The 21,457-nt window shown below is 64.2% G+C and carries 23 protein-coding genes and 2 tRNA genes; 4 read left to right on the forward strand and 21 right to left on the reverse strand.

Features of this window, described 5'->3' with window-relative positions:
- Positions 1 to 144: 144 nt before the first annotated feature.
- From I6F37_RS16155 to I6F37_RS16180, 6 genes are all read right to left on the reverse strand, one after another.
- The gene (locus I6F37_RS16155) at positions 145 to 393 is read right to left on the reverse strand and encodes a hypothetical protein (RefSeq protein WP_025032359.1); all 249 of its coding nucleotides are present in this window, start codon (positions 391 to 393) and stop codon (positions 145 to 147) included.
- A gap of 173 nt (positions 394 to 566) precedes the next feature.
- Positions 567 to 3,134 carry an EAL domain-containing protein gene (locus I6F37_RS16160; RefSeq protein ID WP_225151923.1) on the reverse strand — a complete coding sequence of 856 codons (2,568 nt, stop codon included), beginning with the start codon at positions 3,132 to 3,134 and terminating at the stop codon, positions 567 to 569.
- A 339-nt stretch (positions 3,135 to 3,473) separates the two neighbouring features.
- Positions 3,474 to 4,253, reverse strand: a complete 780-nt coding sequence (locus I6F37_RS16165) for a DUF2182 domain-containing protein (protein WP_036014354.1) — start codon at positions 4,251 to 4,253, stop codon at positions 3,474 to 3,476.
- A gap of 60 nt (positions 4,254 to 4,313) precedes the next feature.
- The gene (locus I6F37_RS16170) at positions 4,314 to 4,946 is read right to left on the reverse strand and encodes a DUF1326 domain-containing protein (RefSeq protein ID WP_057027610.1); all 633 of its coding nucleotides are present in this window, start codon (positions 4,944 to 4,946) and stop codon (positions 4,314 to 4,316) included.
- A gap of 487 nt (positions 4,947 to 5,433) precedes the next feature.
- Positions 5,434 to 6,258, reverse strand: coding sequence for an alpha/beta fold hydrolase (locus I6F37_RS16175; RefSeq protein WP_225113367.1), 825 nt, complete (start codon positions 6,256 to 6,258; stop codon positions 5,434 to 5,436).
- A 63-nt stretch (positions 6,259 to 6,321) separates the two neighbouring features.
- Positions 6,322 to 7,341: an alcohol dehydrogenase catalytic domain-containing protein gene (locus I6F37_RS16180; protein ID WP_225151925.1), complete on the reverse strand. Its 1,020-nt coding sequence runs from the start codon at positions 7,339 to 7,341 to the stop codon at positions 6,322 to 6,324.
- 147 nt (positions 7,342 to 7,488) lie between these two features.
- Here I6F37_RS16180 and I6F37_RS16185 point away from each other — a divergent pair, with 147 nt between their 5' ends.
- Positions 7,489 to 8,430, forward strand: coding sequence for a GlxA family transcriptional regulator (locus tag I6F37_RS16185; RefSeq protein WP_225126902.1), 942 nt, complete (start codon positions 7,489 to 7,491; stop codon positions 8,428 to 8,430).
- A gap of 110 nt (positions 8,431 to 8,540) precedes the next feature.
- Here the strand turns inward: I6F37_RS16185 and I6F37_RS16190 are convergent, their stop codons facing one another.
- The 13 genes from I6F37_RS16190 to I6F37_RS16250 all read right to left on the reverse strand — a co-directional run bounded on the left by I6F37_RS16190 (position 8,541) and on the right by I6F37_RS16250 (position 17,920).
- Positions 8,541 to 9,260 carry a hypothetical protein gene (locus I6F37_RS16190; RefSeq protein ID WP_225151927.1) on the reverse strand — a complete coding sequence of 240 codons (720 nt, stop codon included), beginning with the start codon at positions 9,258 to 9,260 and terminating at the stop codon, positions 8,541 to 8,543.
- 239 nt (positions 9,261 to 9,499) lie between these two features.
- Positions 9,500 to 9,575 (reverse strand) — tRNA-Phe (locus I6F37_RS16195).
- Positions 9,576 to 9,761: 186 nt separating this feature from the next.
- The gene (gene yacG / locus I6F37_RS16200; RefSeq protein ID WP_225151929.1) at positions 9,762 to 9,938 is read right to left on the reverse strand and encodes a DNA gyrase inhibitor YacG; all 177 of its coding nucleotides are present in this window, start codon (positions 9,936 to 9,938) and stop codon (positions 9,762 to 9,764) included.
- Positions 9,939 to 10,104: 166 nt separating this feature from the next.
- Positions 10,105 to 10,734 (reverse strand): Maf-like protein, encoded by a 630-nt coding sequence (locus I6F37_RS16205; protein ID WP_025032373.1) that lies wholly within the window; start codon positions 10,732 to 10,734, stop codon positions 10,105 to 10,107.
- Positions 10,735 to 10,888: 154 nt separating this feature from the next.
- Entirely contained in the window at positions 10,889 to 11,356 is a 468-nt protein-coding gene (locus tag I6F37_RS16210; RefSeq protein WP_225151931.1) for a low molecular weight phosphatase family protein, read from the reverse strand.
- A gap of 5 nt (positions 11,357 to 11,361) precedes the next feature.
- Positions 11,362 to 11,859 carry a UPF0262 family protein gene (locus I6F37_RS16215; protein WP_025032375.1) on the reverse strand — a complete coding sequence of 166 codons (498 nt, stop codon included), beginning with the start codon at positions 11,857 to 11,859 and terminating at the stop codon, positions 11,362 to 11,364.
- A complete protein-coding gene (gene hisD, locus I6F37_RS16220; protein WP_225151933.1) occupies positions 11,856 to 13,151 on the reverse strand; it encodes a histidinol dehydrogenase in 1,296 nt (431 codons plus the stop codon). Before hisD ends, I6F37_RS16215 begins: the two co-directional genes overlap by 4 nt.
- Positions 13,152 to 13,290: 139 nt before the next feature.
- Positions 13,291 to 13,734, reverse strand: a complete 444-nt coding sequence (locus I6F37_RS16225; RefSeq protein WP_036014359.1) for a DUF2948 family protein — start codon at positions 13,732 to 13,734, stop codon at positions 13,291 to 13,293.
- A 142-nt stretch (positions 13,735 to 13,876) separates the two neighbouring features.
- Positions 13,877 to 14,701, reverse strand: a complete 825-nt coding sequence (locus tag I6F37_RS16230; protein ID WP_128264893.1) for an alpha/beta fold hydrolase — start codon at positions 14,699 to 14,701, stop codon at positions 13,877 to 13,879.
- A gap of 150 nt (positions 14,702 to 14,851) precedes the next feature.
- Entirely contained in the window at positions 14,852 to 15,361 is a 510-nt protein-coding gene (locus I6F37_RS16235; protein ID WP_036014365.1) for a hypothetical protein, read from the reverse strand.
- Positions 15,362 to 15,552: 191 nt separating this feature from the next.
- Entirely contained in the window at positions 15,553 to 15,861 is a 309-nt protein-coding gene (locus I6F37_RS16240; RefSeq protein WP_036014366.1) for an EthD family reductase, read from the reverse strand.
- Positions 15,862 to 15,986: 125 nt separating this feature from the next.
- Positions 15,987 to 17,693 carry an FAD-dependent oxidoreductase gene (locus I6F37_RS16245; RefSeq protein WP_225152221.1) on the reverse strand — a complete coding sequence of 569 codons (1,707 nt, stop codon included), beginning with the start codon at positions 17,691 to 17,693 and terminating at the stop codon, positions 15,987 to 15,989.
- Between the two features lie 38 nt (positions 17,694 to 17,731).
- A complete protein-coding gene (locus tag I6F37_RS16250) occupies positions 17,732 to 17,920 on the reverse strand; it encodes a hypothetical protein (protein WP_036014369.1) in 189 nt (62 codons plus the stop codon).
- A 317-nt stretch (positions 17,921 to 18,237) separates the two neighbouring features.
- Here I6F37_RS16250 and I6F37_RS16255 point away from each other — a divergent pair.
- The 3 genes from I6F37_RS16255 (at position 18,238) to I6F37_RS16265 (ending at position 19,763) form a co-directional block, all read left to right on the forward strand.
- Positions 18,238 to 18,312, forward strand: a tRNA-Thr gene (locus I6F37_RS16255).
- Between the two features lie 94 nt (positions 18,313 to 18,406).
- The gene (locus I6F37_RS16260; RefSeq protein ID WP_085969234.1) at positions 18,407 to 18,757 is read left to right on the forward strand and encodes a RidA family protein; all 351 of its coding nucleotides are present in this window, start codon (positions 18,407 to 18,409) and stop codon (positions 18,755 to 18,757) included.
- An 802-nt stretch (positions 18,758 to 19,559) separates the two neighbouring features.
- Positions 19,560 to 19,763, forward strand: a complete 204-nt coding sequence (locus I6F37_RS16265) for a hypothetical protein (protein WP_036026980.1) — start codon at positions 19,560 to 19,562, stop codon at positions 19,761 to 19,763.
- 126 nt (positions 19,764 to 19,889) lie between these two features.
- Here the strand turns inward: I6F37_RS16265 and I6F37_RS16270 are convergent, their stop codons facing one another.
- Both I6F37_RS16270 and I6F37_RS16275 read right to left on the reverse strand, forming a co-directional pair.
- The gene (locus I6F37_RS16270) at positions 19,890 to 20,366 is read right to left on the reverse strand and encodes a cyclic nucleotide-binding domain-containing protein (protein ID WP_036014373.1); all 477 of its coding nucleotides are present in this window, start codon (positions 20,364 to 20,366) and stop codon (positions 19,890 to 19,892) included.
- A 273-nt stretch (positions 20,367 to 20,639) separates the two neighbouring features.
- Positions 20,640 to 21,428, reverse strand: a complete 789-nt coding sequence (locus tag I6F37_RS16275) for a class I SAM-dependent methyltransferase (protein WP_036014374.1) — start codon at positions 21,426 to 21,428, stop codon at positions 20,640 to 20,642.
- Positions 21,429 to 21,457: the final 29 nt, after the last annotated feature.

Raw genomic sequence — 21,457 nt, forward strand, 5'->3', positions numbered from 1 at the left:
GCGGCCTGAATTCAACTGTTAGCGGCACAGCGTCGGAGGCATTCGAGCCATGCGAGGATGCGCATTGCATCCCGCGCCCGCCTCTGGCGCTGCAGCCGGGCCGGTTGACGAAGACGCCGAGGCTGGCGCGCCCCCGCGACCGCTTCAAGCCGCTTCCGACACCGATCTCGCACGCTGCTCGAGCACGCCGATCGTCGCGACCAGATTGTCGCGCCGGGCGCGAAGGTTGGCCGCGAGAAGCGGGTAGGTCGGCTGAACCGGGTCGAACACCCCGGCGCGCGCCTCTTCCTCGAGAATGTCGGTATTAATCAGCCGAACGCGCCACCATAGATCGGCGATCAACGCGTCGAGCCGGAGTTCGTCAGCAGCACCAGAACGGGACACTTCCTGCATCACTTGCCTCAACCTGAAACGGCCTCTCCGCCGAGGCCCGGGCTTGGGTCAGGACTGAGCAAGGGGAGTGCCAGGACGGGCGGGCGCAGGCTTCCGAACCGGCAATTAAGGAACGCTCTTCGGCCCAAGGGGCTGCAGTGGCGGGCATGATGAAAACGCCTGGGGCATTCAGCTCACGCCACCCGCCGTTTCCGGCGCGCCGTGGGGGCTTGCCAGGAGAGGCTTGCAAGCGGCACGGGCTTGCTGAAGTGAAATCCCTGGCCGAGCGGGATGCCGAGTGATTGGAGCCGTCTGACCTGTTCGGAGGACTCGACCCCCTCGGCGACGATCGACAGCTTCAGCGTCTTTGCCAGCTGCACGATGGATTTCAGCACGGCGACGGTCTCGCAGCGATCGATCCTGTCGATGAAGGATTTGTCGATCTTGACCTTGTCGAAAGGAAAGGCCGTCAAATAGGACAACGACGAGTATCCGACACCGAAATCGTCGAGGGCAATGGAGACGCCGAGCGCCTTGAGGCGCTGGAGCGTCCTGAGGTTCTCCTCGGTGTCGGCGAGAAAAACGCTCTCGGTGATCTCGAGCTCGAGCCGGGTCTGCGGAAGCCCGCTCTGCGTCAACGCAAAGGTCACGGTGTCGACGAGATTGGCGCTGGCAAATTGCAGGGCGGAGAGATTGACAGCGACCTTGATGTCGCCCGGCATGTTCATCGCATCGCGGCAGGCCCTGGCGAGCACCTGGTGGCCGAGCTCGACGATCAGTCCCCCCGCCTCGGCAACCGCAATGAACTCCGCCGGAGGGATGTAGCCCCTGGTGGCGTGATGCCAGCGCGCCAGGGCCTCGACCGATTTTACCCGACCAGTGCCGAGCTCGATCACAGGCTGATAAAACAGCTCTATCTCCTCGCGCCAGATCGCTTCACGCAGCTCGATCTCGAGCACGTTGCGTTGATCCGCTTCCGCCTTGAGCTCCGGTGAATAGACGTGGAAGCAGTTTCTGCCGGCATTCTTCGACCTGTAGAGCGCAAGATCGGCGTTGCGAAGGATCTCGTCGACCCGCGTGCCGTGCTCGGGCACGAGCGCAAGGCCAATGCTACAGCCGCTCACGACGGGGTGGCCATCGATGTGAAAGGGTTCGGCAATGGCCTCGACCAGCCGCGCGGCCAGGCTTTCAGCGCCGTCGCGCATCGCGGCCCCGCCGGGTGCGACGATGACGGCAAATTCATCGCCGCCGATTCGCGCCGCCGTATCGGCATCACGGATCTGCGCCTTGATCCGGTCGGCAACCTGCTTCAGCAACGCGTCGCCGCATTGGTGGCCGAGCGCATCATTGACCGACTTGAACTTGTCGAGATCGAGCAGGAGTACGGCGAACGCGGGCTCCGGCCGGCGCGGGCGGGCCAGCGCCTCGTCGATGCGCTCCTTGAACAGATTGCGATTGGCAAGGCCGGTCAGGCTGTCGTAATGCGCGAGCCGCTCGATGCGGTCCGCCGACGCCTTGCGCTCGGTGATGTCCTCATGCGTGGCAACCCAGCCGCCGTCCTCGCGCCGGCCGTAGGAGATGTAGACGACCCGGCCGTCCGGAAACTGCACGGTGTTCGAGATCTGCTCCGACTGGGCGAGCCGGTTCTTCAAATCGACGAGGTACGCCTCGACGTCGAGCACGGCGGTCTGCTTCGCGAACACCTCCCGGAAGTCCATGCCGATCCGGATGTCTTCCGGCACGAGGTCGTAAAGTTCGAGCCATTGCCGGTTGAACGCGATCAGACGGTCGCGGCCATCGAACATGCTCAAGCCCTGGGGGAGGTTCCTGAGCGCATCCTCGAACTTGCTGGCGAAATCGCGCCGCTCGCGGTGGGCGCGATCCAGCGCCTGCTGCCGTCGCCAATGAAATGTCGTCGCGGCGAGGATGATGAACGTGAGCAGCACCGCGCCGCCGAGATAGACCTTCTGCCTGAAGGCGGAGCGGGAATAGATCTCCTGCTCCGAAATGCCGACGGTGAAGATGAGCGGAAACGCGCGCGACCTGCGCGCCGTGATCAGTCGGTCGCTGCGGTCCGGTCGGTTCTCGTTCCAATATTGCGCATAGAAGCCGTCGCCCAGTTCGCCCGCGACGCGGCTCGGCGCGCTTTGTCCCAGCACTGACCCCTGGTCCACGCCCCGGGCGGCGAGCACCACGTGGCTCGCATTCCTGAGCACCAGCGTTCCCCCGACGCCGAGCTTTGCGGTGTCGTAGAACCTGCCGACGACGTCGACGCTGATCGAGCCGACAACCACGCCGACCCGATTGCCGGCGAGATCGAACAGCTTTCTCGCGAGCTGTATCGTCCACTTTTTGGACGCGCGGCCCAGCACCGGCTTCGCCACGTAAAGGCGATCGTCGACTTGCGACATGGTATGAATGAAGTGCTCGCGATCACCGAGATAAAGTGGCGGACCGGAATAGCCCGCCGTCGTCTCGGTCATGTATCCGTCCGATCCGATCAGAGCGAACTGGACCACGTCGCCGGTGGCGAGGCGGGCCTTGTCGGACCAGAACTTCAGGCTGAAGGCCTGCGGATCCTGGGCGTAGAGTGCCTGTACCACCAGCAACGACTGATCCACGCGCTCGAAGATGCGCTCGGTGTTCTCCTCGAACAATTCGGCGACGCTGTTGCCGTGCGACCGCGCTTGCTGGATCGCGTCCATCCGCTCGGAGGCGGTGATTGCGAAATAGCCGATCCAGACCAGGGGGAGAAAGAACAATGCGATCTGCAGCGGAGCATTCCGCAGGATCGCTCTTCCGGCTTTGCGAACTGCCCCTGCGGGAATCACGACGCGCACCCCCGCTTCGGCCGCCAGGGCAGAACTGCGCTCGCCCGCAGTATTGGCATCGCCTTGTCTCCGCCTCGACTGCACAGGGACACCCGCGCGGGTGCCGTTCATAGCGCGAAGGTAGCCGAAACAGCCTTAAGTTTTTGTTTGGAGGAAGCTCAATTCTTCAGCTCAAAGCCTCCGTATCATCACGGAGGTCGGCTGGTATTGGGCAATCAGGCACATCGCCATGTCGCAAGCGGCACATTTTAGCCGTCTTTGGACCGTTTTTCACATCGCGCGCGCAAGGACGATCGTGCCGGACAGGATGAGGAGCGCGCCTGCCGCATAACTCAACCGTTGGCCGAACGGCAGCAGCTTCTCGGCGGCGACATAGAGCGCGATGCCGATGATCCAGGCCAGGTTCATCACGCCGCCGACGAACAGCAATACCATCAGAAACCAGCAGCAGCCGACGCAGTAGCTGCCGTGGCGAAGTCCCATCCGGAATGCGCCGCGCGTGCCGGGCCGCCAATATCGACTGAGAAACAACAGCGGACTGTCGCAGTAGCGCAGGCAGGCCTGTTTGAGCGGCGTGAACTGATAGAGCCCTGCTGCAATCAGCACGCCGCCGCCCAGAATCGCGCTGGTGCTTGCCATCGCCATCGACAACAACCCGAAGCGTTCGAATGCTCCTTGCACCAGGACCGCAGCGAGACTGAACCCGGCCCACGTCACGAGATAACCGGCGAGAAAGATCCAGCTATCGATTGCGGCGCGGGAGGCAGCCTCCTGCCTTCGCTTGACGGTCGCATACAGGAGAACGGTGGGCACCGCGCTCGGCGCCATCATCGCGACCATCATCACCCACCACATCACGAACAGCAGCGCGCCATAGAACGGCGTCCACGGCATCGGCGCCATGTCCGGCATGTCGGCCATCATCTCGGTGTCCATGCCGGCGCCCGCAGCGAGATAGGCCCAGGCGAGCGCGACCACTGCGGCGGTCCCGATCGCGACGATCAGCCGGTCGCGGTGGAGCAAGTGTTCGAGTATCGAGCGCTCCTGCATCGACTTGTCCATAGCGACGAGGAGCTGACACCGAGATCTTGTGTCGGTGTCAGCGCCGCATCATGCCGCAACGCCCTTAGGCGTCTGCACGACATTGGCGAGCGAGCTATGCGTAGCGCGGGTCTCGAACCGGATCGCGCCGGTCGAGCGGATGTCGGCGGATGCGACCTCGGCCGCCCGATGTTCGAACCCTTCGGGCATGACCACCTGGATGCGGTGCGGATCACCGGTCACCGGATTCTTGATCGGCTCGACATCGGTCTCGAGCACGCCCTTGGCGACGAGTCTTGCGACGCGTCCGTCCTTGTCGAAGGAGAACTCGAACGGCACAAACACGGGATCATGGATCTTGGTGACGATCATGCTGACGATCTGGAACAGCGTGCCTTCGGCCGAATGCTTACCGGAGAAGATATCGAACAACGCCTGTCGCTGCTCCGCCGTGGCGCGTTCGTCGATGATGGGCTGGATTGTCCCGTTGCCCTCATGCAGCGGCCCGGGGAAATCGACCGTGATCGCAAAGCAGAGACCATCGAGCCTGGTCCCTTCGAAATGTCCCTTGGCGATCCGCATGGCGACCAATCCCTTGCAATAGCCTTGGGTCGGCCGTGCGTTGAAATCGCAGGGGCAGCCGAACGCACAGGTGCAGTTCTTCATCCATTCGCCTTCGAGACGCCAGTCCGATGCAGTCATGGCACATCTCCTGATGTGAGCGGGGACGCGGCAGCCGTTGACGAATTTGTTCAGCGTTCTTGTCGAAGCAATGCGAAATGGCGCGAGCGGGATCGAGGTCCGATCAGAAGGCCGGCATCGCAGAAAAGTATGGTGGCGAGCTGCCGTTTACCGTCGGAGGATCATATCAGCGGCCGCCGGCTACGTATAGCGGACGAGGGTAGTGGCTCGGGGGCAGCTACAGCTCGGGGGATGTCCGATGTCGGGGGCGTTGGTGCGCAGGGGCGGGATCCGCTCTCCGACGCTCTTGTAATTGAAATATCGAGAGAATTTCTAGCAAGCAACAAGAACGTATTGGCATGAGTGAGCACGTCCGGCTTTCCCTTCGGATTCCAGAGGATGCCAAATTGGTGAAGCCGCGCCGTGAGGAACGAGAACTGCCGAAACCGATCGAGGCCGCCATGGGCTTCGATCGCCAGTTGCTGAAGATTGGCATCGATCTCTTCCCTCACTCGTCCAGGAAGGTTCGGCAATGGGCGACGAACCTCGCTGGATACTGGAACAGCGCGCCGTGGCCGGAGTCCGGATAGAGAACGAGCTGGGCGTTCTTCATAGCCTTGAACATGTTGTAGGCGTTGATGCTCGGAAACATCGTGTCGTCGCTGCCGTGCACGATGAGCGTAGGCTGCGCGATGGCGCGGAGCGTCGCTTCGCCTTCATGCTTCCTGGCGCACCAGCCAATGATTGCCTTCGCCTGCGCGTTGCTGACATCCTCGCCGCTGTCCGGATCACGATCCTCCTTGCGCATGGTTGCGCGGGCGACGAAAGCGCGGCCGGCGCGCTGACTTTCTTCGGAGGGTGTGAAGAACAGGGGCAACCGCACATCCGTCCCGCTTTGAGCGAAGGCTTCGTCGACTACGGCGAGCAGATGTTCCTCGCCCCCGCGCGGTGCAGCGCCGGCGATGATGAGCTTGCGGATCAAGCCGGGGTGCTGCACGGCAAGCACTTGGGTGAGCATGCCGCCGAGGGAGAAGCCGAGGAGGTCAACCTTTGGCAGATCAAGGCCTCGTATGAATGTCTCGGCATCCGAGGCCATTTGCTCCACCGTGTCGGGCGTCCGGCCGGTGGAGGTGCCTATGCCGAGATTGTTGAACGCAATGACCGGCCGCGTTTCAGCAAGGCTATTCACCACTGCCGGATCCCAGGCATCCATCGTCCCGGTGAAGTGCTGCAGCAGGATGAGCGGCGTCCCGGCCGTCGGGCCGAGCCGCCGGAAGGCGAAGCGCACATCGCCGACGTTCAAAGATTCTGTTCTAGCGGTTTCGAGCGACATGGTTGCTCCTTTGTGAGTTGCATTTGCTTGATGCGGAGTCGATCCTGATGATTGGCAGCGCATCTACATGGTGAGGACGATGCGAAAGCGGGCTTCGCCCGCCATCATCTTGCGATACGCTTGCGGCGCGCGTTCTAGCGGCATCGTCTCGATCATGGCGGCAACGCCAGCGAGCGAGCTGAACCGCAAGGTGGCATCGGCGGTCGCTGGATCGCCGGTCAAGGCGCCTTCGATCGAACGCTCGCCGAACAGGAGGTCGGACGTCGCGATCTCCGCAGGTTCGGGAGATGCGCCGAGCGCGATGATCCGGCCGCGCGGCCGAAGCCCCTTCACCGCGTCTGCCACAGCTCTACCACCTGACGCGGTGATGACGACGAGCTGCGCGCCGCCCAGATCCTGCAGCGCGGAAGCAACCGCGACGCTCGAGCTGTCGACATAATGGTGGGCGCCAAGCTTTCCGGCGAGACCACCTTTGTCCGGTCCGCGCCCAATCGCCACGACCTCGAAGCCCATGCGCCGGGCGAACTGCACGGCGAGGTGCCCGAGGCCGCCAATGCCGATCACGGCGACCAGATCGCCGGCGCGAGCGGGAGAGTTGCGGAGCGCGCTGAAGGTCGTCAGTCCGGCGCAGAGCAGCGGAGCGGCGTCTTCCGAGGCGAGCCCATCGGGAATCGACACGAGGCCACTTGAGCGCGCGAGCATGTACTGCGCGTAGCCCCCGTCATGATGAACGCCGGTGAACTCCTGGTTCCGGCAATTGACGAGATCGCCGCCGCGGCACTCTGCACAGTGTCCGCAACTACCTCCGAGGAAGCCGATGCCGACGCGCTGCCCGAGCGTCCAACCCTCGACGTTGCTGCCGACCGCGTCGATCACGCCTACAGCCTCGTGGCCCGGCACGCGCGGCCATTGGATCGGAAAAGCCCCTTCGACGGTCGCGGCGTCGGAGTGGCAGACACCGCAGGCCTCGACGCGAAGGCGGACCTGCCCGGGGCCGGGATCGACAAGCGGCTTTTGCGTCAGTTCGAGCTGTCCCGGCGCGACGGCCTGAACAGCGCTGTATGTCGTCGGATCGCTCGACATGAAAGCTCCAAGGTCTGAAAAACCTGTCGGAGCGCTACCAGCGGCCTGCCCAAGCCGACAGGACGTAGATGCCATCATTCCGGCCATGCATGGCGAAACATCACTGGAACGACCATCTAGGCGATTAGCAACCGTCGCGGAGAAAGCATGAAGATCGGCCTCGTCCTTTGCCCGAGTTTCCAACCCGTCTGCTTCGGAGCCGTCGCAGCGTTCGACGTGGCCAACAAGCAGGCCGGCGAGAAGGTCTATGACGTGCGCGTCCTCTCGGAGGAAGGAGGACTGGTCGCCTCGTCATCCGGCATGCAGGTCATGACGGACCCAATCGACGATGCTCGCTATGACACGCTGATCGTCGCCGCGGGCCTGGAGATACCGACCTCGTCGCCGGGATTGGTCCGGCTGCTTCGCGCTGCTGCTCGCGACGCGCGCCGCGTCGCCGCCATCTGCCTGGGCTCGTTCGTCCTGGGAGATGCGGGCTTGCTGAACGGCCGGCGCGCCACCACGCATTGGCGTTACGCGCAGGCGCTGCAGGACCGTTTCCCCAGCTGCGAGGTCGACATGGACAAGATCTTCATCGCGGACGGACCGATATGGACGTCAGCCGGCATGACCGCGGGAACGGACCTGGTCGTGGGCATGATCGAGCGCGACCACGGCTCCGATATTGCCCGTTCGGTCGCGAAGGGCATGGTCATGTACCATCGCCGCTCAGGCGGACAGTCCCAGCATTCCACTTTGCTGGACCTCGGCGCGAATGAAGATCGGGTCCAGCGCGTGCTGAACTACGCTCGTCAGAACCTTGCCGAAAACCTCACCGTTGACGAGCTTGCCGAGGCCGCGTGCCTCAGCCCCCGGCAGTTCACGCGGCTGTTTCGGGCGGAAACCGGCACCACGCCCGCAAAGGCGGTCGAAGCGTTGCGTGTCGAAGCCGCGAAGTTGATGCTGGAACAAAGTCGGTTGCCGATCGAGGTCATCGCTCGCGAGGTGGGGTTCGCGAACCGAGAGCGGATGCGTCTGGCGTTTGCGCGCGTGCTTGGGGAGGTCCCTAGAGCCATCCGCAATGATGCCGGACCGCTGGCCGCACTATGATCGACGCGCGACCGCGGCAATGCGTGTGAGAAAGGCGGCCCATGTCGGATCAATCGTCATAAGGCCACCGGCTTCTCACGCCGTCGAGTTTGGATTCCAAAGGCTCATCGCTAGCTGAGCCGGATGTTGGAAAGATCGATCGAAACGACGAGGGGCTCGGTGCTGAAGCTGCCGTCTGGCTGGCGGGAATAGATCCGGCGTTTCGTCGGGAATTTGATGCCCGAGACTTCCGTGTAGTCTTCGATGATATGCGCGCCGGGCGTGTTGCCGGAGATCTCGACGTTGTAGTCGTGGCGCTTCAGCAGCCCCTCACCGTCGAAATAGAGCGTCTGCACGGTGCTGTGCGTCGCGATCTCTGCCGGAAATCGCACCGCAAGGCGGCGCCAGTCTCCGCTGTCGGCCGGCCAGGGCTCCAGTTCCTCGGTCTCAAGTCTCGGCCAGGCAAGCAGGAACGGCATGTTCAGATAGGTCCACATCGCGCAGCCGGCGAAGTAGGCGAGTTGCAGTTCAGTCCACGGCGTTTGCAACTCATGGCCGGCAAAGCTCGCGCGCGGCTCAAGCAGCTCTTCGAGAACCGTTCCGTTGTCTGCTTCCAGAGCCACCCGGCTCGGCTCAAAGCGCGAGCGGCGATGGTCAGCGCCGAACGGAGCGTGTGACGCCCACTGCCTCTTCAGACCCACGGTGACGTTGGTCCGCTCGAGGGTGACTGCCTGTCCCTTCAAGGACCACAGGACGCCGCCCTGCACAAGATCGGCCGACACCTGCTCGAACTGCCGCCACCGATCGAGGCCTCCATGGTCTTCGATGGCTATATCCTTGAGTTGCTTCATGGTTGGGCTCCTGCGGAAGCCGCGCGGGATCGCGCAGCCTTTAGCGGGAGCCTAGGCGGTCGGCCAAGCCTGCCGAACGACTTAGATGCCTTGATTCCAGACGCCGCCGCGCGCCGGGTTTTCCAGATGCCTCTTGGCAAGCTCCAGGAAGAGAAAAGAAAAACGCGAGCGCGCTTCGCGCCGGTCATCTGGCAAGCGCTATCGTACGAGATCGTGCTTCAGTGTGGAAAAGCGTAGATTGGTGCCCAGGGGCGGAATCGAACCACCGACACTGCGATTTTCAGTCGCATGCTCTACCAACTGAGCTACCTGGGCGTGCTCCAAGAGAGGGGCCAAAGCCCATCGAGCGGGCGGTTTATAGTGGGCTCGGAGCGGCCTGTCCACCCGGCTTCGCGAAGTGGCTGCGCCGGGCGCGGCCCTTCTGTGCACAAGATCGGGCGGGGTTGCTGCGGCTGCTGCTCGGCGCTTCAGCGAGGCAATTAAAACTTTGATAAAGCTCGATTATTCGACGTCGTCGGTTTCGTCGTCGCGGCCGGGGATGACGTAGGAGCCCTTCAGCCAGCGGTTCAGGTCGACGTCGCGACAGCGCGAGGAGCAGAACGGACGGGTGGCCTGCGTCTGCGGCTTGCCGCAGATCGGGCAGGTTTTGAGCGGGCCGGTGGTGACCTGGTCGTCCATGGATGTCGGCAGCTTACACGGGGTGACGGGGTTCAAGAGCCTGCCCGGAAACGGGTTCCCGGTGCAGCCGCGCATGTGCCGCTGGTCGGACCCGGCGGGGCCATTCTACTGTGCATGGGGTTGTTTTCGAGGTTTTTGTCGGCGCGGCCCTTGGGCTCACTTGGGCTCACACCGCGGTGGTATTGAGCCAGCCGAAGCGGATCGGAAAGCCCTCGCCGCCGAGCAGTGTCGTGGTCTCGTAGAGCGGCAGGCCGACGACGTTGGTGTAGGACCCCACCATCTTGACCACGAAGGATCCGGCGATGCCCTGGACGGCGTAGCCGCCGGCTTTGCCGCGCCATTCGCCGGAGCCGATATAGGCCTGGATGTCGTCCTCGGACAGGCGCTTGAAGCGCACGCGCGTCTCGACCAGACGCTGGCGGAAAGCCTCGCGCGGCGTGACCAGGCAGATCGCGGTGTAGACGCGGTGGTTGCGGCCCGACAGCAGCCGCAGGCACTGCGCGGCCTCGTCGACCAGATTGGCCTTGGGCAGGATGCGGCGGCCGACCGCCACCACCGTGTCGGCGGCGAGGATGAAGGCGCCGCGCAGTTCGTCGTCGAGCTGCACCGACTTCAGCGCAGCGTCGGCCTTGGCTCTGGCCAGCCGGTTGGCACAGGCGCGCGGCAGCTCGCCCCGCCTCGGCGTCTCATCGACGTCGGCCGGCCGGAGCGCATCCGGCTCGATGCCGGCCTGGTTGAGCAGCGACAGCCGACGCGGCGAGCCGGAGGCAAGTACGAATTTGGGGCGGCCAAGCATCAGGTGATTTGGAAGATGAGGCAGGGGTGAATTGCGCGCGGAACCTATCGGAAGGGGGCTGATTTCACAACCCGGGAACCGGAGTTTGGTGATTCGAGGTATCCGCCACGGCTGTGCCTGCTCTCTGTGACGCGGGTGTTACGGCGGGCTGATGCTACCCGCTCGCCGCGCCGACCTTGGCGAAGCGCCGCCGGATGCGCATCAGGAGCTGATCACAGACCTCGCGATAGGCAGCTAACTTCTGGTCGCGGCTGCCTTCGATGGTGGTGGGATCCTGCGTCGGCCAGTATTCGACCTCGGCCGCGAGCGTTCGCGTCAGCTCCAGCGCCTTGTGATGCGCCTCGGGCGAGAGCGTGATGATGAGGTCGAAATTCAGTCCCTCCCAATCCTCCAGCTCCTCGAAGGTCTGCGGCTTGTGGCCGGAGATGTCCTGGCCGAGCTCGCTCATCACGGCGACGGCGAAGGGATCGAGCTCGCCCTTCCTGTTGCCGGCCGACTTCACGTAGAGGCCTTGCGGAAACATGTGCTGCAACAGGCTCTCGGCCATCGGCGAGCGCACGCTGTTCATCGCACAGGCGAACAGCACCGACTGAGGATCGCGTGCGCGTGGCGGATCCGCCATCGCGCTCAGCCCTTCCAGTGCAGGACAGTAATGAGCGTGAACAGCCGGCGCGAGGTCTCGAAGTCGACCCGCACCTTGCCTTTCAGCCGCTCCTGCAGCGTGCGCGATCCTTCGTCGTGGATGCCGCGGCGGCCCATGTCGATGGCCTCGATCTTGTCGGGGGTCGCGGTGCGGATCGCCTGGTAATAGCTGTCGCAGATCATGAAATAGTCCTTCACGATCCGCCGGAACGGCGTCAGCGACAACAGATGCGCGACCACGGGCGTGCCGTCCTCGCGGCGGATGTCGAACATCAGCCGGTTGCCGGTGATGCCGATATGCAGCGTGAACGGGCCCTTGCCGTCCGCACCCTCGGGCGCAAACAGGTTCTGCTCGATCAGATCGTAGATCGCGATCGCCCGCTCGTGCTCGATGTCGGGCCCGGAACGGCCGATCGATTCCTCGTCCAGCGTGACGCCGACGATGCGATTGGTCGAGTCGTCCTGTGCGGGCGGCTTTGTCATGACAGATTGAGGCGCAATCCAATCGAGCGGGAATGGGCATCCAGCCCCTCCGCCTTGCCGAGCGTCATCGCGGCAGGTCCCAGCGCACGCAATTGGTCGGGCCCGCATTTCAGGATCGAGGTGCGCTTCATGAAGTCGTGCACCGAGAGGCCGGAGGAAAACCGCGCCGAGCGCGCCGTCGGCAGCACGTGATTGGAGCCGCCGACATAATCGCCGATCGCTTCGGGCGTGTGCGGTCCGAGGAACACCGCGCCGGCATTGCGGATCTTCGCCGCGAGCGCGTCGGGATCGACGGTCATGATCTCGAGATGCTCGGCCGCGATGGCGTCGGCAAGCGGGACGGCGTCGCCCAGGTTCTTCACCATGATAACGGCGCCGAAATCGGCCCAGGACGCGCTGGCGATCGCGGCGCGTGGCAGCGTCTTCAGCTGCGCCTCGACCGCCTTTTCGACGTCGGCGGCAAGGCACGCCGAGTCCGTGATCAGGATCGACTGCGCGCTGGAATCGTGCTCGGCCTGCGCCAAGAGGTCAGCGGCGATCCAATCGGCGTTGCCGGTGTCGTCGGCAATGACGAGCACCTCCGAGGGGCCGGCGATCATGTCGATGCCGACCTTGCCGAACACCAGCCGCTTGGCGGCAGCGACATAGGCATTGCCGGGGCCGACGATCTTGGCGACCGGCGCGATGGTCGCGGTGCCGTGCGCGAGCGCGGCCACCGCCTGCGCACCACCGACACGGTAGATCTCGGTGACGCCGCCGAGATGGGCGGCCGCCAGGACCAGCGGATTGAGCTTGCCGTCCGGCGAGGGCACCACCATCACGAGGCGCGACACGCCGGCGACTTTCGCCGGCACGGCATTCATCAGCACCGATGACGGATAGGCCGCCGTGCCGCCGGGGACGTAGAGGCCGGCGGATTCGATTGCGGTGTAGCGCCAGCCAAGCTCGACGCCGAGCGGATCGGTGAAGCGCTCGTCCTTCGGCAGCTGGCGGCGGTGATAGGTCTCGATACGGTCGCGCGCAAGCTCGAGCGCATCCAGCGTCGCAGGCTCGCAGGCCTTCACGGCGGCCTCGATCTCGGCGGCGGAGACGCGCAAGGAGGATGCGTCCAGCCTCAAGCGGTCGAACTTGGCCGTCGCCTCGAGCAGGGCGGCGTCGCCACGCTTGGCCACGTCGTCGACGATCGCGCGCGCGGCGGCCTCGACGTCGGCCGACGCCTCGCGCTTGGCGGCGAGGAAGGCGGCGAATCGCTGGTCAAAATCAGCGCTGCTGCGGTCGAGGCGAACGGGCATGTTTCGCTTGGCTTCCGGCTGGTCTTGAGGGGCGGGTCGGCGCACCAGGTCCCCTGCTCAATGGCGCGGCGGGAAAGCTGCGTCAACCCTCGGCAGATGCCATCCCAGCCAGGGCCCATTCGGCTGGTATACGGCCTCTTCAGCCCTCCCCCTGGACTCCAGTGCCCAGCGTGTCGGCCCCGAGGTCGGTCAGCTCGCATTCCAGACACTCGACGTCCAGGCGGATGGCGCCGCCCTGGGCGAACAAAAGCAGGGCGCTGCCGCCGGGCTCCTCGGCTCGGCCGTCCCGGGGGTGAAATTCAATGCCGACGAGATCCAGTATCTTGTCCGGCGCGGCGAGGTCAATGTTGCGCGACTTGCAGGCGAGCACACGGTCGAAACGGAGCGCTGCGACCAGCCGGCGCGGCTCGGTCTCGCCCTCCAAGGTCTGCTCCCAGTCCAGCCGGCTCATTCCGACCACAAGCCGTTTCTCGCCCTGCCGCCAAATGATATCGGAAGCCTGGACGCGGGCGTCCTGGACATGGGTCGAGATCACGGCGAGGTCGTCGGCGTCGAGAGCGATCAGTTTGAGCTGGGGCGACATCGCCGCGCCTCTCCTGGAGTGGACGGGGCTCAACGCGCACGAGCCCCGAAATTTCCACACACAAGTTAAGCCCTCGTCCGGCTCGCCGCTACGCGGCGAGCCACCCATTCCCACAACAAGGGAGGGTGAGAGTCGTGAAACCTCACTCCCTGAAGAACGCCAGGAGATCCGCGTTGATCGTCTCGGCATGCGTGGTCGGCATGCCGTGGGGGAATCCCTTGTAGGTCTTCAGGATGCCTTTCTTGAGCAGCTTGGCCGAGAGCGGCGCCGAGTCCGCGTATGGCACGATCTGGTCGTCGTCGCCATGCATCACCAGCACCGGGACGTTGATCTTCTTCAGATCCTCAGTGAAATCGGTTTGCGAGAACGCGACGATGCCGTCGTAATGCGCTTTCGCGCCACCCATCATGCCCTGGCGCCACCAGTTCTCGATCACCGCTTCCAGCGGTTTTGCGCCGGGGCGGTTGTAGCCGTAGAACGGGCCGGCGGCGATGTCGCGGTAGAAGGCCGAGCGGCCGGCGGCAAGCTGGGCCTGGAAATCGTCGAACACGCTCTTCGGCAGGCCGCCGGGATTGGCTGCGGTCTGCACCATCAGCGGCGGCACCGCGGAGAGGATCGCGGCCTTCGCGACGCGGCTCTCGCCGTGACGGGCGATGTAGTGCACGACCTCGCCGCCGCCGGTGGAATGGCCGACATGGAGGGCGTTCTTGAGGTCGAGATGCGCGGTGAGCGCGGCGAGATCGTCGGCATAATGATCCATGTCGTGGCCGTCGGCGACCTGCGCCGAGCGGCCGTGGCCACGGCGGTCATGGGCGATGACGCGATAGCCGCGCGTGACGAAGTACATCATCTGCGCGTCCCAATCGTCCGAGGACAGCGGCCAGCCATGGCTGAACACGATCGGCTGGCCCGAGCCCCAGTCCTTGTAGAAGATCTCGACGCCGTCTTTGGTGGTGATGGTGGGCATGGTGGGGCTCCTTTCAATGAGAGACGTCATTCCGGGACGCGCGTCAGCGCGAACCCGGAATCTGGAGATTGATAAATCGGGATTCTCTGGTGCGCGATTGCGCACCAGAGTTTATCGCTGTGCGATGGCCGGAATGACGAGAGGGGCCAATCAGGCAAACGCCAGGGGCTTGTAGCGGCGCCAGGCGCCGATGGTCAGCACGACGAAGAACACCAGCACGATGCCCTGCACCACGGCGAAGACCGGCCCCGATGGCGGCGCCGGGGGCACGGCGGGCGCGAGCGCGGCAAGTGCGGGCACCTTGAGGAACGACTGGATCACCAGCACGAAGACGTTGAAATAGAGCGAGATCATCGCGGTGACGATGTAGACCGGGCGCCAGACGCCGCCGAGCTTCATGCCGTAGAGCGCGAAACAGGCAATCGCGAGCAGCACCAGCGAGATGATGCCGATGATGTGCGAGGGCAGCAGCTCCTTGAATGGAAACAGGAAACCAGTCGCGCTGGTGAGAATGGTGAACAGCAGGAAGATCGCAGTCAGGCCCGGCATCGACTTCGAGCCAAGCAGGCCGAACATCACGACAAGCCCGGCGACGATGGCAATCAGGCTGATGATGACATGGATCAGCGTAAGGGCGGGCAGGCTTAGGCCAAGCACCATGACATCTCTCCTACTCTCGGCGTTGAGGTGACGAGAATAGTATTACGGTCCTCATCGGATTACCACCTGCGTTGTCGTCACATGCATGAGCGCAGCCATGCGTCATCGTGCGAAATCGAAAAACGCATGGCTGAACTTTTTGCAGCGCTGTCACAAACGACGGCAGGCTTTCGACGAAAGTTGAATTGAACTCACACGTTCTTGGTATCGAAGATCAGGATGTCGGCACCGCCGCTGGCGAATTTCGGCACGTCGGCGCCGGTCGCCTTGCCTTCCGGGCTGGCAAAGGCGGCCTGAACGTCGGCCACGCTGTCGAAGGTGAGGATGGCGACGAGATGGATTCCGGAAGGGCCTGCGGGAGATGCGACCGGCCCTTTACTGACGGCGTAGTTCTTCAGGCCGGGAAGTTTCTTGGCGAGTGGAATGTGCGTCTCGGCATAGTACTTGTCGAAGGCGGCAGCATCCTTGGGTGTCTTGTAGAGCACGACGACTTCAGCCATTTGGTCCTCCCGTTGAATCGTTGTTTTTTCCGCGCGCGATTGCCTCGCGACGAGGGGATAGTCACGCATTGCGCAGCAAGATGACAAGCCGGATTTGGCTTGCCATTGCCTTGCCTTGTCCTTGACTAAAGCGCCGGTTTTGCGGCGTCGCCGAGATAGCCATGCAGGGAGGCAACGACCTGCGCGCCCTCGCCGATGGCGCCGCCGACGCGCTTGACCGAGCCGGAGCGGACGTCGCCGACGGCGTAGACGCCGGGCACGGAGGTCTCCAGCGGCGCCACCAGCTTGCCCTGGTTCTGCTCCGACTGCGCGCCCGTGACCACGAAGCCGCCGCGATCGAGCGTCACGCCGCAACCGTCGAGCCAGGACGTGGCGGGATCGGCGCCGACGAACAGGAAGAGATTGCGGATGTCGGCGGAATCCTCGTCATCCGAGAGCCGGCTCTTCCAGCGGATGCGCCGCAGCAGCGAGGCCTCGTCGCCCTCGAGCGCGGTGATCTCGGTGTTGAACATCAGTTCGATGTTCGGGGTCGCTTCGATGCGCTCGATGAGATAGCGCGACATGCTGGCGCCAAGGCCGCCGCCGCGGATGATCATCAACACGCGTTTGGCATGGCCCGACAGGAACACGGCCGCCTGGCCAGCCGAATTACCGGCGCCGACCAGAGCCACCTCCTCGCCGGCGCAGAGCCGCGCCTCCACGGGCGATGCCCAGTACCAGACGCCGCGGCCCTCGAACTTGTCGAGGTTGGCAATATCGGGACGGCGATAGCGCGCGCCGCTGGCGACCACCACCGAACGGGAGCGCAAGGTTTCGCCGCAATCCAGCGCCAGCGCGAAGGTGCCGTTGACGCGCGAGCAATCCAGCGAGCTCACCGACATCGGAATCATGATGTCGGCGCCGAACTTCTGCGCCTGCGTGAAGGCGCGGCCCGCCAGCGCCTGGCCGGAGATGCCGGTCGGGAAGCCCAGATAGTTCTCGATGCGCGCGCTGGCGCCGGCTTGGCCGCCGAAGGCGCGGGTGTCGACGACCGCGACCGAGAGACCTTCGGACGCAGCGTAGACCGCAGTCGCGAGCCCCGCCGGCCCGCAGCCGACGATGGCGACATCGTAGATACGGTCGTCCTTGGCCCCGCCAATCATGCCGATGGCGCGGCCGAGCTCGGTCTCGCTGGGATTGCGCAGCACCGTGTCGCCGGCCGTGACGACGAGCGGCCAATCCTCCGGCTTCGGCGAAAAGCGCGCGATCAGTTCGGCGGCGTCATGCTCGCTCTCGGGATCGAGCAGATGATGCGGCTGGCCATTGCGGGTGAGAAAGCCCTGCAGGCGCACCACGCCCGCGGAGTTCGAGGGCCCGATCAGCACGGGGCCGCCGATGCCGCCCTGGATCAGATTGACCCGGCGCAGGATCAGCGCGCGCATGATGCGCTCGCCAAGCTCGGCTTCGGCCACCAGCAGCGCGCGCAGCCGGTCCGGCGGGACGAGCAGCACCTCGACATTGCCTTCGGCGCGGCCGTCGACCAGCGCCGGCCTGCCCGAGAGCTGGCCAAGCTCGGCCAGGAATTGCCCCGGCCCCTGATCGATCACGGGCGTGACGTGGCCGAGACCGTCGCGCTGGGTGATGGCGACGTGGCCCGCCAGCACCACGAACATGCCGGGCCCGGGCTTGCCGGTCTCGAACAGCAACTCGCCGTCCGCGTAGGTGCGGATTTCGCCGAAGTGCCTGATCCGTTCGATCTCGGCGGGCGTCAGCGCCGGAAAGGTCTGCTCGGGGCGGGTGAACCGCAACAGCTGCGCATCACGATCGGTTCGTTGTGTTTCGTCCTGCCCCATGGCCACTGCTTGCACTCCAAATTTCCAGCCGCCGGCGTTCAACGAGAGGTCTTGCCGGCGGCCCCCTCATTTAGGGAACCATCGTCGTTCTGCGAGGGGTCGGTGCTTGCGGCGCGTTCGCGCGCCTGCAACTTCCGCCGCTTCAGGTTTTCGCGCAGCGCCGATTTCAGCCGGTCGTCCCGGGACGCCCTCGGCTGCCTCGCGCTCTTGTCAGTCTCGTCGCCCATCGCGGCTCCATCACAGCAACCGGCCACAGGATGCCATCGAAGTGTGGCAGCTCAAGAGGGTGAGGCGATAGGACCCTTGCGAAACGCGAGATGGATCGAATCCGGCTCCCCGGCCAACTGACCAGTTGGGCAGGGATGTCAGACCCCGAATCGGCATGAAGGCGGTCAGTCCGGACGAAAACGGGCATTTTGGCGCCGATATCGGCCCGATTTTCTCGTTTTGGCGGGGCTAGCAAGCTTGCGCAGGAGGGGGGCTTGTGGCAGATATCGGCCCGCTTGGTAGGCCCCTCGGGCGGCCGATTCTTGTCCCAGCACATGCTGCCGTAGCTCAGTGGTAGAGCACTCCATTGGTAATGGAGAGGTCGACAGTTCAATCCTGTCTGGCAGCACCAGCTTTCCTCACCGACGCGAGCCGTGTTGAACCAAGCCTTGTTGAACCAAGCCTTGTGCCTGGCCAGCGCGCCCGCAACACCCATGGATGCGATCGTGATCACACGCTCCCTGCCCTATGAAGGACTGCTCCACGAGATCGTCGAGCATAATGGCGTGCTCTATCTCGGCGGCATCGTCCCTGAAGATGCCGGGCTCGACATGGCCGGCCAGGCCGAGGATGTGCTGCGCCAGTTGAAGACCCTGCTCGAGGGGGCCGGCTCCGATCTGTCCTGCGTTCTGCAGGTGACGATCTTCGTGGCCGACCTCACTGAGAAGGCCGCGTTCAACCAGGTGTGGAAGCGCTATTTCACCGCGGAGCATCTGCCGGCGCGTGCCGCGATCGGCGTTGCGGATCTCGGCCCGGGCGTCAAGCTGGAGCTGACGGCGATCGCCGCGCGCCGCTGATCCTCACGGGCGAGAAGAGCAAGTTCGGTCGTTTCGTCAGTCTTCCACACATGGCTTGGCATTCTCGCGGCCCGAAACGCCCGAGTTTTGCTCGTTTCCTTGTCCCTCTTCTATGAAGAGGGCGCAGGGAAGGCCGGGTGCCGGCTGGCACCCACGGTCCGCTGTGCGACAGCACACGCAGAAAACTGCACAGCGGCATACAGGTGAAGCCCAACACACGGCCTTCCCTGCGCAGTGGTTTGACGGCTTATGCCTGCTCTCCCCGGAGCCGAGTTCCTTCTGGCCTCCGTCACCTCGCGAATTGACGATGCCTCAAGGCCCGGTTGAGCCCAGATGCATCTCCGCAAGGCTTGACCGTAGCAACGACGGTCAGGACCACACGGTTTTGCCGTACGCAGCTTCCGGCTCCGCCAAGAGGCTTCGCCGGATGTTGGCGCCGTCCGTTCCGCACGCTGTGAGACCTCACGAGGTTCATCTCGCCCTGGTCCCGCCCTGCGTGCCCGACGCAGCCGCGTCCACCGCACCCTGGCCCTCGTTCGTGACGACGTACGATCGCCCCTCTCCCTGGGCCGGGATGAGCGATGGATACTGCAATTCCGAATTTCGGTAAAGTGGAATATATTTGCGGGAAGGGATTGACGGGGGCTGCGCGGGAGAGGCGGTGTTTTGCCCGACGGGCCAGAAGCGTTGCGATCGGTGTCCTTCCGGTTGCGCCTCTTCGAAAGGTTGCGGCCACACGGCACGTTGACCCCTCATTTCATGGTGCTAGTCTTTTCGCTCGCGACCTGTCCGGGAGGACACGATGGGATGGTTCGACCGCCTGTTTGGAAGGATGTCGGAGCCGACGATTCCTCTTCTTGCGAGATTTCGGCGGAAATCAAAAGCACCGACCGATCCTGATCTTTTGAAAATCGCCAAGGACCGGAAGGGACATGTTTCCCGCAGAGCCGTCAGGGACGAGTATAATCGGCTGGTCCTGGAGAAGTACGCGCACGACAAGTCGTGATGCGGGTCGAGGATCTCAGTAGCCCGTAGGATGGGTAGAGCGAAGCGAAACCCATCTGCTCCTTGTCGAGCCACGAAACATGATGGGTTTCGCAAGGGCTCTACCCATCCTACGCACTGCGCACCATCAATGGTCGCCATTCATTTGCAGTGCTGCGAAGCGGTCGTCCGAACGGCGCAACCGCCGGCATAGCTCGCGATTGATGTTCTGCAGGACGATCACGTAGGCGTGGATGTCGGCCTTGTAGCAGGCATAGAGCTTTTGGGCCGTCAGCTCGTACAGCACGGTCGGCGCCTCCGCGATAACAGTGGCGGAGCGGTTCTGCATTTCGATCAGCGTCATCTCGCCGAAGAAATCGCCAGGCTCCAAACGCGATATCGGGATGACCCTGCCCGCATGCGTGCGTTTGCTCACCGCCAGCCGGCCGGACTTGACGATGAACATCGAACGTCCCGGCTCGCCCTCGGCCACAACGGTCGCGTCGGCCTCGAAGCGGCGCTCGACTAGCATCGAGATCAAGAGGTCGAGGCCTGCCTCCGAAAGCCCGCCGAAGAACGGCGTCGCCAGCAGGAACGCTTTCAGATCGGGGGACGTGACGAGCATTGCGCGAGGTTACGCCCGGTCGAAGGCTGCGGCAAGCTAAGCGGTGCAGCCAGGTTCCGTCATTGCGAGCGTAGCGAAGCAATCCAGGAATGTGTCCGCGGAAACAGTCTGGATTGCTTCGTCGCAAGGGCTCCTCGCAATGACGCGGCGAGAGATTTCACCTCTCGACTCTGGACCACTGCCGCGCGCAGCGAAACCCATCAGACTCGTGCGGTGGCGAAGATGATGGGTTTCGCAAGTGCTCTATCCATCCTACGGGCCGCACAGTGCGAGCTATTTGGGCCGGCGCCCCGTGATCGCGTGCGCGCGCGCAGTGCAGGTGATGCGACCGTCCGCATGCGCCGGCAGGCCCGCACGCACCCGCGCTATGAGCGTCTCGACGTCTGCGGGCCTCATGGCGGCAACGGAAGGCCGGAGCGCGGGGGACTTCAGACTGATTGCCCAGAAGTCGTCGAAACCTGAAAACGTCCGTTGCACCGTAATCTCTCGCGTTTGCACGTCCTCGAGACCTGCTCCTCGCCACAGGTCCCGCAACGCTTCCATGCGAGAGGCATCCATCCGTGGCGGGCGCGTTGCCGGAATGCCCATTGCCTTCATCTCGTCATAGATCGGGTCGAGCGGAAAGCCGCCACCCAACATGTCCCACATATACGTCATGACCGCACCGCCGGGGACAACGACCCGCACCATTTCGCTGACGCCCCTCGCGGGGTCCGGAACGAACACCAGAACCAACGCCATCACAGCCGCGTCGAAGCTGGCGTCGGCGAAAGGAAGTGCCATCGCATCGCCCTGGTGAAACTTTGCCACGTGCGCCGTAGGTCGTGTGCGCGCAAAAGCAAGCTGCTCGGCCGAGGGGTCAATGCCCTGGACCTCGGCGGGGTTGCAGCGCTCGACCAGGAGTTCAGTGAAGGCGCCGTTGCCGCAACCGATGTCGATCCACCGCAAGCCTGCAGGAGGTGCCAGCCAATCAAGGAATATCTCGCCTGCGAACCGGCTCCAGATTCCCATCATCTGCTCGTAGGCGGCACCGTCGTCGAAGCGAATGGTCTGCTCTGCCATGTCGAGATCCTCCCGGCCCGATGACGATG

The organism is Bradyrhizobium sp. NBAIM08 (assembly GCF_020193935.1).
GTDB lineage: Bacteria > Pseudomonadota > Alphaproteobacteria > Rhizobiales > Xanthobacteraceae > Bradyrhizobium > Bradyrhizobium yuanmingense.